Origin of the sequence: Pedobacter sp. KLB.chiD, assembly GCF_047040275.1 — a bacterium.
Classification (GTDB): domain Bacteria; phylum Bacteroidota; class Bacteroidia; order Sphingobacteriales; family Sphingobacteriaceae; genus Pedobacter.
Genome location: NZ_CP178207.1, coordinates 384,244 through 401,035, shown reverse-complemented (window position 1 = coordinate 401,035; position 16,792 = coordinate 384,244). Strand labels below are relative to the sequence as shown.

At 41.2% G+C, this 16,792-nt stretch carries 9 protein-coding genes and 1 tRNA gene; 5 read left to right on the top strand and 5 right to left on the bottom strand.

Going from position 1 to position 16,792, the window contains the following annotated elements:
• Nucleotides 1–3,204, bottom strand: coding sequence for a SusC/RagA family TonB-linked outer membrane protein (locus ACK1I8_RS01610; protein WP_412467624.1), 3,204 nt, complete (start codon nt 3,202–3,204; stop codon nt 1–3).
• Between the two features lie 583 nt (nt 3,205–3,787).
• Between ACK1I8_RS01610 and ACK1I8_RS01605 the strand changes: the two genes are divergently transcribed.
• The 4 genes from ACK1I8_RS01605 (at nt 3,788) to ACK1I8_RS01590 (ending at nt 8,677) form a co-directional block, all read left to right on the top strand.
• Nucleotides 3,788–6,958, top strand: coding sequence for a two-component regulator propeller domain-containing protein (locus tag ACK1I8_RS01605; RefSeq protein ID WP_412467623.1), 3,171 nt, complete (start codon nt 3,788–3,790; stop codon nt 6,956–6,958).
• Nucleotides 6,943–7,764 carry a response regulator gene (locus ACK1I8_RS01600; protein ID WP_412467622.1) on the top strand — a complete coding sequence of 274 codons (822 nt, stop codon included), beginning with the start codon at nt 6,943–6,945 and terminating at the stop codon, nt 7,762–7,764. The genes ACK1I8_RS01605 and ACK1I8_RS01600 overlap by 16 nt, the downstream gene beginning before the upstream one ends.
• A 208-nt stretch (nt 7,765–7,972) precedes the next feature.
• Nucleotides 7,973–8,419 (top strand): DoxX family protein, encoded by a 447-nt coding sequence (locus ACK1I8_RS01595; protein WP_412467621.1) that lies wholly within the window; start codon nt 7,973–7,975, stop codon nt 8,417–8,419.
• A gap of 173 nt (nt 8,420–8,592) precedes the next feature.
• Nucleotides 8,593–8,677 (top strand) — tRNA-Ser (locus ACK1I8_RS01590).
• 98 nt (nt 8,678–8,775) lie between these two features.
• Here ACK1I8_RS01590 and ACK1I8_RS01585 read toward each other — a convergent pair.
• Genes ACK1I8_RS01585 through ACK1I8_RS01575 form a run of 3 tightly spaced genes read right to left on the bottom strand, consistent with a single transcriptional unit; the run spans nt 8,776 to nt 11,227 of the window.
• Entirely contained in the window at nt 8,776–9,231 is a 456-nt protein-coding gene (locus tag ACK1I8_RS01585) for a pyridoxamine 5'-phosphate oxidase family protein (protein ID WP_412467620.1), read from the bottom strand.
• 42 nt (nt 9,232–9,273) lie between these two features.
• Nucleotides 9,274–10,299 (bottom strand): alcohol dehydrogenase AdhP, encoded by a 1,026-nt coding sequence (adhP, locus tag ACK1I8_RS01580; RefSeq protein WP_412467619.1) that lies wholly within the window; start codon nt 10,297–10,299, stop codon nt 9,274–9,276.
• Between the two features lie 52 nt (nt 10,300–10,351).
• The gene (locus ACK1I8_RS01575) at nt 10,352–11,227 is read right to left on the bottom strand and encodes a universal stress protein (protein WP_412467618.1); all 876 of its coding nucleotides are present in this window, start codon (nt 11,225–11,227) and stop codon (nt 10,352–10,354) included.
• Between the two features lie 373 nt (nt 11,228–11,600).
• Here ACK1I8_RS01575 and ACK1I8_RS01570 point away from each other — a divergent pair, with 373 nt between their 5' ends.
• On the top strand, nt 11,601–12,140 hold the full coding sequence (locus tag ACK1I8_RS01570) for an AAA family ATPase (protein ID WP_412467617.1): 540 nt from the start codon (nt 11,601–11,603) through the stop codon (nt 12,138–12,140).
• Nucleotides 12,141–12,413: 273 nt separating this feature from the next.
• Here ACK1I8_RS01570 and ACK1I8_RS01565 read toward each other — a convergent pair whose 3' ends face one another.
• Nucleotides 12,414–16,355: a Dyp-type peroxidase gene (locus ACK1I8_RS01565; RefSeq protein ID WP_412467616.1), complete on the bottom strand. Its 3,942-nt coding sequence runs from the start codon at nt 16,353–16,355 to the stop codon at nt 12,414–12,416.
• Nucleotides 16,356–16,792 lie beyond the last annotated feature (437 nt).

The following is a 16,792-nucleotide window of genomic DNA, read 5'->3' as shown; positions in this document are numbered from 1 at the left end:
TTACAGCGTTAATTTAAGTCCGATGTTAAAAAACTTGTTCTGTGGATACTGTAAACCGTTATCGTCTGCAATTTCCGGATCCACACCGTAATCGCTCAGGTTATCGATAGAAAACAGATTATATCCGTTTACATAAACCCTGGCATTCTGGATCTTGATTTTTTCGGCCCATCTTTTTGGTATGGTATAACCGATCTCAAGCGTACGGGCACGTAAATACCTTACATTATGCAGCCAGAAAGTGGAGTTTTTGTTGTAATTGCTGTGTCCGCCATCATTAAAGCGCAATGCGGGGTATTTCCCAGGGATCCATGCGCTGTTAAGATCGTATGGATTGGTGCGGTGCCAGCTGTCATCAGCAAAATTCTGTAATAAAGCACCAGTATTCTGGAATGCCCAGCGCTGTTCCCAGTTCTGGTTCCAGGAATACATCGCACCGCCTGAAAAATCTGCTGTAAAATCAAAGTTCTTATAAGAACCACCAATGGTGAAACCGAAGCCGATATTTGGCTGACCTGTTGTGGTATATCCGATAGGTCTTTGATCCAGATCGTTGATGACACCGTCGCCATTCTGATCCTTATAAATTAAATCGCCGGGTAATAAAGAGCGGTTTCCCTGTCCATCGATGTTTACCTTATAATTGTTGATCTCGTCAATGTTCTGGAACTGGCCGGTGACTTCATATCCCCAAAAAATATCGGTATAACGCTGGTTGTAGCTGTTTCTGTAATTGTCCCATGAATTGCCATAACGCGGCTTGTACTGATCTAAAAATTTTCTCCTGCTGATGGAGATATTTCCCCCAACGTTGTAATTGAATTCTCCGATCTTATCCCTGTAATTTAAAGCAAATTCGGCACCGAACTGCGCATCGCTTTCCAGATTTTCTGCCGCCAATGGATACCCCAGTTCGATTGGTACCAATACATCGTTTTTAACCTGTTTTAAACCGGTGCGTTTTCTGTAGAAATAATCTGCAGTTCCACTCAGTTTGCTGTTGAACAATGAAAAATCCAGACCTATATCTGTAATTTTGCTCTTAAACCAGGTGAGGTTATTGATCACTGGCCCCTTATCCCTCGAAGTGGTGATATTTTTTCCATCCAAAATCACAGAACCCTGGTTGTAGCGGTATCCGGGGATGTAGGCAAAAGGATCGATGCCCAGATCATCATCACCCAGCACACCGTATGAGGCACGGAGTTTCAAATCATTTAAGATCGTGCTTTCACCTAAAAGCGATTTCATAAATTTCTCCTGGGTAATTCTCCAACCAATGGATGCGGAAGGGAAATAACCTACACGTCTGTCGGGAGCAAACTTCCAGGAGGCATCCCTACGACCAGAAAGCTCTAAATAGTATTTATTATCATAATTATAGTTTAGCCTGGCCACGTAACCAATACGGGCTTCTTCTTCCTGGATGTCGGCAAAATCCTGACCATCCATGTCGGCAAATTGCAAAACAGGCAAAATATTGGTTTGTGGTACCGCATGCTGGAAAGTATAGGTTCTAAAACGATCTAAACGTTCTGCAACTAAAACGCCACCAATGGTATGTTTGCCAAAAGTACGGTTATAGTTGGCCTGTAACTGATAGGTATTGGTGTATATCTTTTCGTTTCTACGTTCCCTGTAAGGATTAGAGCTTCCTACTTTTTCTTCATAAACACCTGTTTCAGGATGGTAAGTATATACATTGTAGGTATACTCGTGACCGTTGATTACGTTATCGGCGATATAATAAGAATACAGGCCTTTAATTTCCAACCCTTTGATAGGCGTATCATAACTTGCGGATAAATTGGTCTGTAAAACCCTCCAGTCTGATTTCCAGTAGCCGCTCAAGGCTTTGCTCTGCACAGCAAACTGCTCCGTATTATGCCCAATATCGTTCGGGTAATCAGGATTGCCATTGGCATAAGCCTGTTCGGTAGGTCTGTTTCGCAATAGTGCAAAACGGGCAGCCCAGTAATCATCACCACCAGGAACGCCCGGCTGATCGCGGCTTTCTATACGGCCATTGATAAGCATGCCCACCTTAAAACGATCGGTTATTTTAGCCTCTATATTACTCTGGATATTGGTTCGTTTAAAATCAAACTCCCTTGCCTTTCCGTATACCCCTTTCTGATCTAAGTGCGTGCCAGAAAAGTAATAATTTACCTTATCACTGCCCCCTGAAGCACTTAAATTAATAGAAGACTGTGGTGCGTTAGGCGCAATGATGATATCTTTCCAGTTCTGGCTCTGGTAACCATATTCTGTTCCTGCTTTCCATTTATCCAGTTCGGCCTGGGTAATATCAGTTTTACCGTTTTGATTCAATTCTGCGGTAGCCTTTCCCAACATCCATTGGTAAGCATCGGTTGTTTCCGGGAAACGCACCCAGTTCTGCCATCCGGTATAAGCATCAACACTGAAAGTATTGCGGGTACTGTTTTTACCTCTTTTAGTGGTTACCAGAATTACCCCGTTAGCGGCCCTGCTACCATAAATAGCGGCCGAAGCATCTTTAAGTACACTAATGGTTTCAATATCATTGGGAGAAATGTTATTAAACTGACCGGCATCCTGCTGAATCCCGTCTATCACATATAATGGATTGCCCATGTTACGGATCTGGATGTTGGCACTCGATCCCGGTCTGCCATCAGGCATCCTGAACGATACACCGGGAAGTTTACCCGCAAGGCCCGTACTCACGGTTGAGCCACCATGTACTTTCTCGAGGTCTTTACTGCTGATGGAAGAGATAGCCCCTGTTATGGCTTCCTTTTTCTGAGTGTTATAACCCACCACCACCACCTCAGAAAGATCGTTATTGGAAGGTTTAAGTTTAACATTAACCTGCGAACGTCCTGCGAGTGCAATTTCCTGATTGGCATAACCTACGTAAATAAAAATCAGCGTTGCATTTTTATCGGCTACCTGAATTTTAAATTTTCCGTCTGCATCCGTTGTCGCCCCGGTGCTGGTACCTTTAATTTTAATGCTGGCACCTACAACTGTTTCGCCCTTCTCGTCGGTCACGGTGCCAGTAACAGTATTTTGTTCCTGTGCAATCAGCTGCAATGAAAATAAGAATAAGGTAAGTGCGGTTAAAATAGCAGAGCGGATTTTGCTTTTCAGAAACATCTTTTGAAGCAAGTACCGATCCGGGCTTACAAAGCCTTCATAGGAGAATAAACTTCTTTTCATATTTGGTTAGATTTGGTTATGACTGAAGTAAATGGTTTTAGTTGCATTTAATTCTTCTCAAAGATTCAGTTTTTAGTTTTTCAGAGGGATATACATTTGTATCAATCTTTCTTCATTTTGTCTCGATTTGTAGTGATGGAACCTGTTTAGCCACGGAGCCTCGGAAATACAGAAAAGCCGTTCAATGCGTCTTCCCCAGTTCAGCTCAGGGTCTTTATCAACTTTTTTTTGGAAATGTTGGGCTTGGTTGCCTTTCGGTCACTCGGTCCTGCCATCCCTCCTAGTCCCCACTCATTCTTCGTTCCGGGCTATCCGCCCTATCGATTGTTCCGTTACAGGCGGCGGGGATTAGTTAACATCGGTCAGTAGTCTTTAGGCTATTTTAGGGGTAACGCCTTTGTCAGTTTGCAATTTGCAGTTATCAGTTGGTAGCTATCAATTCATAACTTACAAGTTATTTAATTGAAAGTTTCATCCGGTACAAACCGATTCGTCTCAATCTTGCTACATATCGTCTCAAATGTAAATTAGCCTGAAAGCAAAACTTTTCTTTAATATATTTGAAGCTACTGACCACAATCTCTTGAAAAAACTCATCATACTTTTATGCCTGTTGTTTTCGGCAAAGCTACTTTTGGCACAGCCTTATTATTTCAGGCATTACCAGGTAGAAAACGGGCTTTCCAACAATACTGCCTTTTGCAGCGTACAGGATGGAAACGGTTTTATGTGGTTTGGCACAAAAGATGGACTGAACCGATTTGACGGTTATGCTTTTAAAACTTATCGCCACGATCCGGATCAGGCAGGCAGTTTAGGCAACGATCTGATTTATGCCCTCCACTACGATCAGGAGCAAACCCTTTGGGTAGGTACCAATAATGGTGTATACCAATACAATCCGGCAAAGGAAAGCTTTGCCATGATTGCAGCGACCAAAGGAATGCGGATTATCGATTTGGCGAGCGATCAACAGGGAAATTTATGGATCCTGTCTTCATTCAAAATATATCTATATCAAAAGCGTAGCAAGAAAATACGTGCTTTTGCGCATAACGCACCATTTGATGCCTCATTGGTAACCGTTTTAAAAGATGGTAGTGTATGGATCAGTACCGGAAAGGGAACGCTGGAAAAATACAACCCCAAAACGGATAATTTTGAGCCGTTTAATATTAATGGAAAAAATGCCAAGACTGAATATGGTTGGGTATCCAGAATTGCAGAAACTGAAGATGGAAATTTGTTGGTGGGTACAACCAATCAAGGTGTTAAACTCTTTAACCCCATTACCTTAACATCAAAAAATATACTGAAATTAAACGACGACCAAACGCCAATTTTTGTCCGCGACATAAAAAAGACAGGATCCCACGAATTCTGGATAGCTACAGAATCGGGCATTTACATTTATAATGACGAAAGTGGAGCAATCATTCACCTCAAAAAGCAATACAATAATGATTATTCTTTAAGTGATAATGCTGTTTATACCATCTGTGTGGATCGTGAAGGCGGAGTTTGGGCCGGGACGTACTTTGGAGGTGTAAACTATTATTCGAGCCATACTTCATTGTTCACCAAATACTTCCCACAAAATGGCACCAATTCAATCAGCGGAAGCGATGTAAGGGAAATTACGAAAGATCAGGCTGGAAATTTATGGATCGGTACGGAAGATGCCGGGTTGAATAAACTCCAGATCAAAACAGGTTTATTTAAACATTTTTTACCCGATGGAAAACCCGGAAGCATTGCCTACTCCAATATCCACGGTTTATTGGTTGATGGCGACAAACTCTGGATAGGCACTTTTGAACATGGGTTGGATGTTTTAGATCTGAAGACAGAAAGGGTCATCAAACATTACCAGGCTGGTGTAGGAAACTCATTACGCACCAATTTTATCGTTACTTTTTGCAAAACGCGATCAGGTGAAATTCTGGTCGGAACCATTAATGGCATTTACCGATACAACCGTAAAAGAGATGATTTTGACGCTATTGCAGGCCTTCCTTTTATTTTTTATTATTCGGTTATGGAAGATAGCAAGGGCAACATTTGGGCAGGTAGTTTTAACGATGGTGTATTTCAGTTTAACCTCTCCAAACCGGGTTATGTAAACTACCGGAACATCCCGAAGGATGCAAAGAGTTTAAGCCATAACTCCGTAAACAGCATTTTTGAGGATAGCCAAAAACACATTTGGGTAACCACTGATGGTGGGGGACTTTGCAGCTTTGACCAGCAAACGCATCAATTTAAGCGCTATGGAATAAAAAATGGCTTTCCCAGCAATTACCTGTTCCGCATTGAGGAAGACGCATTACATAAGTTCTGGATTAGCAGTACCCGGGGACTTATCCATTTCGATCCCGTTACTGGTTTAAGTAAAACCTATTCAAAAGCTAATGGACTGCTTACTGACCAATTCAATTACAGCTCTGCCTACCAGGATCAAGATGGCAAAATCTATTTTGGGAGCGTAAAAGGACTGGTAAGCTTTAATCCGGCCAATTTAAAGACCACAACATATGCGCCGCCGGTATTTTTGACCGGCTTTCAAATCAACGGTTCGGAAACAGGTTTAAACGGAAAAGATCCGCTTGCCAATAAATCGATCGTTTATGTCGACACCATAGAACTTAACTATAACCAAAGCTCCTTCAGCATCGATTTTGCGGCTTTAAGCTATCTATCACCCGAAATGACCGAGTATGCTTATAAAATGACGGGGATTTATAAAGACTGGGAATATTTAAAAACCAACCGGAAAGTTTATTTTACCAAACTTGCACCGGGCAATTACATTTTCGAGGTAAAAGCCTTGGTTGAAAGGAGTAGCAACTGGAGTTCTAAAAATGCCAGACTGCTGATTAAAATTCACCCTCCTTTTTATTTCAGTCCTCAGGCCTATTTACTTTACCTGATCGCCATAGTTGGGATTATCTTTTTCCTGATACGAAGTTACCACTTAAAAATAGCGGCAAAAAACAGCAGGCGTATGGAAGTTTTTGAGCATGAGAAACAGAAAGAAGTTTATCAGGCCAAAATCGAATTTTTCACCAATGTTGCCCACGAAATCAGAACCCCGCTCACCTTGATTGTCGGACCGATGGAGAAACTGATTAAACAGGCAAGCGCTATACCAGCAATAGAAAAGAATTTACGGATTATGGGTCGAAATACCGATAGATTGCTCAAATTGACGAATCAATTATTGGATTTCAGAAAAACAGAAACCAGCGAATTTTCGTTAAACTTTGTAAAAGCCGATATTTCCGAACTGTTAAAAGATATATTTATACAGTTTCAACCAGCAGCAGAACAGCAAAACATCACCTATAACCTTCATCTACCTGAAAAAAACCTTCATGCTTATATCGATATTGAAGCTTTTTATAAAATAATCAGCAATCTGACAGATAATGCCCTTAAATATGGGAGAGCACATGTGGAGCTTAACTTATCACTAAAGGAAGGCGATAAATTTATGGTAATGGTTAAAAATGATGGGAATAAGATCTCTATGGAAATTAAGGACAAGATATTTGAGCCTTTCTTCAGGGGCAAGGAAACAGACATAAAGGCAGGAACCGGCATAGGCCTTTCGATTTCAAAATCGCTTGCACAACTGCATCAAGGGGAACTCTATTTAAATTTCGATGATGGTGATTTTAATATCTTTGTATTAGAGCTGCCGATCCATCAGCGAATTGAATTTAATCTGAACGGAAAATGGAAGAAATTGTAGATACGTTTACCATAAAAGATACTGATTTGGAAAGACCTGTAGTATTATTGGTTGATGATAATGAGGATATTCTGGATTTCATTTCAGATGATCTGGAAGAAAAATACCATGTTTTGCAGGCCAGAAACGGTATAGAAGCCCTCTCGATATTGCAATGTGAAACCGTTCAACTTATCATTAGTGATGTGATGATGCCAGAAATGGACGGTTTTGAGTTTTGTGCCAAAATAAAATCCACCCTGGAGTTTAGTCATGTTCCGGTGATCTTGCTTACTGCAAAAAATTCGCTGCAATCTAAAATCGAAGGTTTAGAACTAGGGGCCGATGCCTATGTAGAAAAACCCTTTTCGCCCGAGTTTTTACAGGTACAGATTTCCAGTCTGCTCAAAAACAGAAATAAGATCAAAGAATATTTTTCCAGCTCACCCCTCCTTCACCTGAAAAGCATGGCCTATTCCAAGGCCGACGAGTTATTTTTAGAAAAATTACAGGATACCATTAACCAAAACATCAGCAATCAGGATCTGGATGTAGAACATCTGGCAGAAAAGATGAACATGAGCCGGCCAACACTTTACCGTAAAATTAAATCTATTTCTAATCTGAGCCCGAATGAGCTGATCAATTTAGCGAGGTTAAAAAAAGCTGCTGAACTTTTAAATGAGGGATTAATGAAAATTTATGAAATTTCAGAATTGGTGGGTTATAGTTCACAATCGCATTTCGGACGGAATTTTGCCAAGCAGTTTGGCATGTCGCCTACTGAATATGTAAACAGTAAAATAGCGCAGAAGAAAAGGGGATAACATCAATTTGATTGGAGCAACGCGAAACGTAGAAATCTGCTACCACATCGCGTTCTGGTCTAAATTTATATTACAGTTAACGATAAACACCAATTTGTTAATTCGCCGGCCCGGTATGAGCAAAAGTCTCCTCAATTTCAAATCATTAGCTACATATTGTTATTAATATTTATTATATGTAAATTGTAATAACCAAAATATAGAAGCTATGAAAATGCTTAAGAAAATCGAAAACTGGGGCGATCACCACCACCCAAAATGGCTTGATTTTTTCAGAATCTTATTAGGCCTCGTGTTAATGTGGAAAGGCATTGATTTTTATATCAATATGCAAGCTTTTAGTAATTTAATGAGGGGCGCTTTCCTGGGTACGGCAATCAGCATCAGCCTGCTGGCACACTTTATTATCGTTTTACATATTATCGGTGGTTTGGCCATAACACTGGGTACGTATACCCGTACATTCTGCCTGATTAACTTACCGATACTGATCGGTGCCGTATTCTTCATCAATAGTTCAGGGGGCATTTTTAAACCTTATTCCGAATTCTGGTTTTCAATTGCTGTACTGGCGGGATTAGTCTGTTTTGCGATTGAAGGAAATGGATATTTATCCGTTGAACGGCATAAAATCCGCCCAAAAGAAGCAGTTTAATAAGGGTTAACGGCAACCTATTATGACTATTAACAGCCTAAAATAGCCGCATATTGATGCTTTTTTATTTTTTTATCTATCCTAACTAAATGATTAGCAAGGCTTAAAATATTAATTAAAATATTTGAACGGAAAAGGTTTGCAGATTAACGCCAAATTCCTACTTTTGCAGCGGAGAGCTGGCAGAGTGGTCGAATGCGGCAGTCTTGAAAACTGTTGACTGTAACAGGTCCGGGGGTTCGAATCCCTCGCTCTCCGCAGAATAAAAAAAAGCCTGAAATCGCATGATTTCAGGCTTTTTTTTATTTAAAACATCCTGTCTCAAATTCTCATACTGATCATATTCAATCCACTTGTTAATTGTATCTTTCATTAAGCTCAAATCTGCCTGTTTTCAGGTACAGTACAATTTTGAACACGATAATTTCTTCATCATAGGCATCCGTTTTGCCTGTTCCATGCGACGGCTGCTCAGATGGTGTATTGGTTAAAGGCATCATCCGATGGATAATGCCCTGCAAAACATTTTGTTTTTCTGAACTGTCGGCTATTTCTTCAAATCTGCCCCAGCACACTACGCTTTTCCAGTTAAAGGTGTTACGGATCTGGTCAACCTGGAAACATACCTGTGGGTTGCTTCTCATCATCCTGATTTTTTGTCCGGGAGCAGAATGGGCATAAACTTTACCATTGCTATACACATAATTAATGGGTACGATATAAGTCGTCCCCTGGACGTGGCAGCCTAAACGACCGATATATTGTTCTGTAAGGAGTTTTTCAATATCCTCCTCTTTTAATGTCCCTAACATTTTTTAAAAATTAATCTTGAATAGTTATTGCTGCTGCTTACCTCAAATATCTAAAACAACCCTGCCCTCGATCTCTCCCCTTTTCATCTGTTCAAATACTTCGTTGATGTCTTCCAGTTTTGCAGGATTAATCCGGGCCCTTACCTTGCCATCTACAGCAAATTCGATAGCCTCCTGCATATCTTTTCTGGTACCCACAATGGAACCCCTGATCGTAATCCTGTTTAATACAGTATCAAATATGGGGAGATCGAAACTGCCTGGTGGTAATCCATTTAGCGACAAAGTACCTTTTCTACGCAATGCGGAAAGCCCCTGACTAAAGGCAACAGGCGATACTGCGGTAACCAATACGCCGTGCATTCCTCCGGTTTGTTTTTTAAGAAACTCCCCTGGATCCTGTTCAAGTGCATTAACTACAATGTCGGCACCCAACTTTCTGGCCATCTCCAATTTATCGGTAGAAACATCAATCGCAGCAACCTGCAATCCCATGGCTTTTGCATACTGAACCCCCAGATGGCCTAATCCGCCAATGCCTGATATGGCAACCCATTCACCTGCTTTCACCTCGGTTTCTTTCAACCCCTTGTAAACGGTAACCCCTGCACAAATAATCGGTGCCATTTCTGCAAAATTTACGTGCGAAGGAAAATGGGCAACGTACCTGGAATCGGCAATTACATATTCTGCAAAACCACCATCAACACTATAACCGCCATTTTGTTGTTCGTAGCATAATGTTTCCCAACCTGTTAGGCAAAATTCGCAACAACCACAGGCACTGTACAACCACGGAACGCCAACCACATCGCCTTCTTTAACACTTTTAACATCACGCCCCATTGCGGCTACCAAACCAATGGCTTCGTGACCAGGTACCAATGGCATTTTTGATTTTACCGGCCAGTCACCGTTACAGGCGTGCAGGTCGGTATGGCATACACCGCTTGAAATTACTTGTACCAGGATCTCATATTGATTGAGCGGTCTGACCGGCAGTTCTTCCATGGCCAGCGGTGCTCCATACTGATGAACAACAGCGGCTTTCATTGTTTTAGGATACATATTTTTTTGTTTAGAATAGATTCGCAATTAAGTCTCAGAAAATCAACAGGCTTTACATCGGAATGCGGTGTTCAGGTGGTAAAACCAGAAGCGGGATCTGAATATGATCTGACATGGTTAGTGTATAGCTACCATTGAACAAACGATAAAAAAATCCTTGTTTCCGATGTACCATCACCAGCATATCGATCTGACCATTTTCTACGATCCAGTCTAAGCCATCTTTAACCCTATGGCTGTTTACATGCCTGTGGTAGATATTTTTATAGTTGACCCTATCAGCTACCCGATTTAAAAAATTTTCGGTTTTCTGTTTGTAACCTGCCGGCTCTGATGCTGGATGCGCGGTATGCATGATGAGTATATCAGCATTAAAAGGTTTTGCAAATTCGGCAAGCGTACATAAAACGGGGATATCGGTATGACTGAAATCGGTAGCGAAGGCAATTTTTTTGGGTTTCTTAAATTGATAACCACCAGGTATGAGCAAAAGCGGTATTTCGCGCTCAATCATTTTTCTGGCATTACTACCGACCAAAATTTTGGAGAGCTTACTTGCATTGTTCAAGCCGATTACAACGAGATTCATCTTACCTTCAGTAAAATACTTACAAACCTCATCATCTACTTCGCCATAAACCAGTTTCGAATATACTTGTGGTTTAATGCTGTAATCTTTGTAGGCAGCTTCGTATTTCTTTTCGATCCTATAAAGCAATTTCTCCAATGCTTTTTTAGCGTCGTCTTCCATCTGATTGTATTCTCCAGAAGGCCACACCATCGATGCTGCTAAGGGTGGTACCACAGGAAATTGAAAAACATGAAATAGTTCTAACCTTGCCCCAATATGGAAGGCCAAATCAATTGCATAATTTGCTGCATTCTCTGCTGTTGGAGAGAAATCAACAGGTACCAGGATCTTTTTCATACAATGCGCTGTTTATTAAGCATAAATTTTGAAAAAAAATCATGTTAAAAATGTGAGCAGCATCAGCTATTTAAATGATTTTCAACGAAATGCAGTAAGGGTATGCTTCCTGCAGACCGGTTTCAATAAAAAGAAATTTATAACGGAATCTACAATTGCATCGTTATTTCCCTAATGAAAAGAACTTTAGGCATTTTAATTTTGTCCAATACTGAACAATCAATAAACTTAACGAAAGCGCAAACCAGGAAATGTCCGGGCTGAGCATACACCTTGCGCCAGATAGGTAAAGACATTTAGACTATAGATAGATAAAAAATTTATCGGCTATCAATTTTAATTTCAATGAAACATTTTGCGATATCTTTGCATCATGAAAATCCATATCCTTGGGGCATCCTGTGCAGGTACTACAACACTGGGAGAAGCTTTGTCTGCCAGATTAAATATCCCTTATTTTGATACTGATCATTTCTTCTGGGAAAAATCTTCGGTGCCATATACCGTAAAAAGAGATCCGATATTACGGAACCAGATGCTTAAGGAGGAATTAAGCCAAATAGAAAGTTATATTGTAGGTGGATCGCTGGTAAGCTGGGGAGAGGAGTGGAAACAAATGTTCGACCTTGCAGTTTTCCTTTACCTACCAAAAGAAATCAGGATGGAACGCCTGATAAAAAGGGAAGCAGAACGATACGGAAATAACATTTACGATGATCCTCTGCGGCACAAATTGTTTCTGGAGTTTATAGATTGGGCATCAAAATATGATGACCGCACTTTTACAGGCCGCAATATCGGTATCCACGAAAGCTGGCTGGCAGGTATAAACTGCCCGGTTATCAAAATTGAAGGAGATACCACTGTATCGGAACGCTTAAGTCGAATTATTGACGCTGTTGACCGTAATTAAAGCTTTTTAATATTCTGGAGCTAAAGCAAAAATGTAAATCTTGCCAATATGATGTGAGTAAAAACTAGCGATCATACCGAAAGCAAATTATTCTTATACTTTAATGCTAATAGACTTTTCAATAAATCTTAAAAATTTTAGGTTTGCTGGGGGAAGATGATCAGATAGCTTGTTCATAACGTGATCTTCTTAAACAAATTAACGTAGAGAGATCTGCTTAAATTGATCTCTCTACGGCATCTTCGCGATTAACCTCAACCGATAAGGATAAATCTATTTAACAGCCATTTGCTGATGGAACGGGCATTTACTGATATCTCCAACGTTCTTTTCGGCTACGGCGGGCGCTGCAACTACAGGCGTAGAAACTGGCCTTCTGCGGTGCTGATCCTGCGTAAGGGGAAACACCGAGGTAAAGAAGTTAGACCACCCTCCGGTACGCACGCGCAACAGATCGAACTGTTCGGGTGAACTTACGGCCTGGGTATAGGTATCTGCGCTGGCTACGGTAATGGTCAATATATTTGATGAATGACCTTCTGCAAATTGTTGCATAACCGCTACAATTTTTTCGGCAGGATAATTCTCATTGATATTATAATCTGTTGGCGCACCATCGGTCATCATATCGGTACCTTTACCTTCAAAACCGGCAAGCGAGGTTTCGAAACCCGCATATTGGTGGTCGATCGGTAAATCCATCGGACTTGGTGCTGAACTCAAATCTGATGCTACAGCGGTACCCAACCGGCGTCCATCGGCACTGGCACCGTTCCAGGCACCCATCTCTACATGGTTTTCAAAAGTACCTACACCCGGCTGAATCTGGATTCCGAAAGGAAATTCTTCAGTACCGTAACGTGTGGCGAGGTTTTGTAAAGCACTGTACATCTGTGGTAGCGGTTTGGTAAAGGTTTCAACCGAAATCCTTGCGATGCCCTCTATAATGGTATTTCCAAAGGTATCGATTTCGTGATGACCGCGGCCGTAACGTGGCAAACTCAAGGCAATATCCCTTAAACGTTTAAAGCGATCGGAACGACTGGCAATTCTCGATTCGCCCGCTAAAGTGCTAATAAAAGGTTCGGTCATTTTATATCCCCAGTCACAGCATAAACATTCCAATAGTTCCGGCAATGTGGTTACGGCATTTTTATCGTCAAAAACCATGGTTTTAATAGCATACAATGAGTTGATGGCCGAACTTAGGGAAATATAACACGGCCCGTAAATATTGTATTTGGTACCACCGCTGTAAAAATCGAGACCACGACCTAAACAATCGTCCATTAATACGTTTAATATTGGTGAGGGACAGAATTTGGTATTGGCGCCAAAGCCCATCAGCTGTCCGTTAAAAGCTTTGCGGTTTAACAGTTCGAAATGCTGGAAATAGATTTTAACCAGTTCGTCGAAACTTTTAATCTGATCAGCCGGTTTCGAATTAAGCGAAACATTTTGCCCGAAAAGATAAGATTGTCCGGCTGAAGAATAAGTTCTGCCCTGATTTAAAGCACACTCTAATGGCTGTAAGGTAGAAAAGCCACCTAAGGAGAACCAATTCTCTCCCGGAAACTGCGGTTCATAACAGCCGTCGCAGGCATAATTTTGTGCAGATTGCAAGGTTACGGTCGAATTCCATTTCTTATTGTCTTCAGCAAGGCTTCCACCTACGCCATCACCACTGCGGTACAATCCTTCGATAATTTTTTCGTCGTTAAGCAGGATTGGATGCGCACCACCCGAAAGGATGGCATGCGCCGCTTCTTCCAAAACATCTTTAGGGATATCTTTACGGGTACGCAACGATAAACATGGCGCATTTAAAGGCAGCCTGCCTGAAGCGCGGATAAAAAGTTTTGTGACATCGTTATAAGCCGGTTTTGATTGCGCAAAATCTGCTGTTCCATCGGCCACAGTTCCACCAACAGTAATCTGCTGAATCCATTGCCCTAATGATGCACCTTGAGGGTATGGCCCCGAGGCTCCACCCATGGCCAGGTTACCAAAAGGCTGATGATCTTCCATAAAAATCCTGTTCTGTTGTACTTTTTCATCGAGTTTGATATAAAAAGCATCGATAATTTCCTGGGCTTCATCTTCTGTAACATCGCCTTTTTTATAAAAAGGATCTAATAGCTGATCCATGCGACCAATGGCGGTTGGTTCACCATTTAAGTGCAGGCACGAATGCAATGTGAATATAAACTGTACCGCTTCCACAAAAGTTTCGGGCTTATCGGCAGATAATTTTTTCATACGCGCAGCAATGGCCAGCAGATTGGCTTTTTCCCAAGCCTGTCCTTCTGCCATTTTTTCGGCAGTTTCACTCGCTAATTTTTCGTAGTTGAGAATGTATTCGGTAATTCCTTGCAAAGAAAGATAAGAAGAACGGTAAAAATCCCGGAGTTCTTTGGTAGCGGCCTTTTGCTCGTAAGCCAATACCTCATCTTTCATCTGCTTCAAACCTTTCTGTATGGCTTTTTCGTAATTCGGGATGACGTGGCCAACGCCCGAAGCTTCGCTTAAATTGCTTAAAAAACCATCCATACGTTCGGTTTCAGAAAGGTATTTCATTACATAACGGCCTTCACCAAGCGATAGGTTCGGCATGGCACCCACGATAATTTCCTCCGGTGAAATCCGATAAGTGTCAGATCCATATACACATTCGCCCTTAGCTTCGATAAATGACGAATAGGCGTGCAAACTGCCGTCAGGAAAACGGATTTTACGCCCACGGAAACCATATTCTGGAGAGCTGAACAATTGCAGACTCATGCGCACCGCCCAGCCTTTTCTGACCATGACCGATTCTTTCATGATATCAGCAGGTTTGTCGCTCCCTTGGTAAGCGTTAATATAGTATTGTAGATCTTCTTTAATCTCTTCCTGTTTACGGTTAAAGTACCAGTTATCCTGCCATAACGAAAAGATATTTTCCATTAAGCTCAGTATCCGGTTGCTGGGTACCTTAAAATATACGTTGCGCCTGTTGATACCGGTGGCCATGGTAAAAAGGTAATTCTGATGGTTGTAATACATCAGTCCGTTTTCGGAAGCAACCTGGTAATGGCGGTCTAAACGCGACCAATCTACGCCCGGAAATCTCGACCAATCACCCTTGTCAACATAAGTAAAATTATTACTGTAATCCGGATGTTTCTCCAGCTCCAGATCTTCGATGCTCGGAATATAGAAAAAGCCACCCAGATCAGATTTAAGATGGTTAAACAAACGGTCGTTCATAAAACCCTTATCGCCACCAACTTGGTTGCTCATAATGTTTTCGAGAATAGAAGCTTCTTTGGCAAAACCGGCAAAATAAATGCCTTCTTCATCAGAAACAGTAACCGATTTGGGCGCCCTGAAACCAATGGATGATTGTTTTGCACGGCCAAACGGTAAACCTAAACGCAATATTGGTGTGGTATTGCCATACTCATCCTGTAACCTGGCCGATTTAATGTGACTTCTCGAATCGCGGTCGGGGATAATCGTATCATCTGTTTTACGTCCAATCAGGTCTTCAATCTGATCTTCAGTCATCATATTAATCTGGTTCCAGTTAATCACAAAACGTTGTGCCAATACAAATGAACCACCAAAATGATCCATATCTTCGCCGCCGATGAGGGTATGTTTGGCAATGGTAATCGGATCGGAAGGATTGTTGAGGTTTTCGGAGAAACGACAGCCCAGCACTTTGCCTCTGTTGCCATCCTTACTGTTTGATTTCGAAGCCGCATCCTGCGCGAAATAATGTTGAGTTACCGCTTTAAGCGAATTTATGATCAGATCCAACAGCAATTCGCAGGCGGTTTTGCTATCGCTCTTTAGGTGTAACCAAAGGTCGCCTGCGGTATCATCAAACACACCTTTTGATGCATCAAAAACATCAGAAGTATAAGGATCAGACGCTGTTGGGAAATTAAGTCGCATACCTTTAGGTAGAGGCAAGTTATCATTATTGCAGATAGCAGCCCAGTTTTTAAAGGAAACACCAAGTATTACAGAAGTGTTGCGGTCTTTAAGACTGGGATGGGTATTGATTTCTTTCCTCAGGAAAGCCATCAGATCAGCTAATTGCTGACGATTAACGCGTGTTTTAGTCCAGAATGTAGTAAAAATGGCAAATGGCGAGGGATAAACCAATCCGCGCTGACAGTGTTTCCATACTTCATCTAATCTTTCTTCCAGTTTAAGTGTAATCATTTTTAGAGCAATTTATGTTTGTAGATGGTTAATTATGCCCGCTAAAGAATAGGACATGTACTGCTCTAAGTAACTAAATTTCTGTAGATTAAAATACCGTATAATCACCCTTATTTACAATTGGTATGGCGTTAACTAAGGAGGGAAACAATACCATGATACTGATAAAATGCCCTTTACGACTATAAAAAATGATTTTTTTACACAGGATTCTTTTGGTCGGCATTGTTTTTGTTACAAAGGTGGTATGAAAAGGAATGATGTAATCAGTGCGCTCTTAGGTATGTTGATTATGGCCGTCACTTATTGGCTTTTGTTTTATAAGTTCTCCTCTCCACAGGAACACAAAAATGTAAGAATCTCTTCATCAGCACCCAGTTTCAAGAATATCGAATAGCCTATTCTGCATATCTTAATTTAGGTAAATTCTTATATTT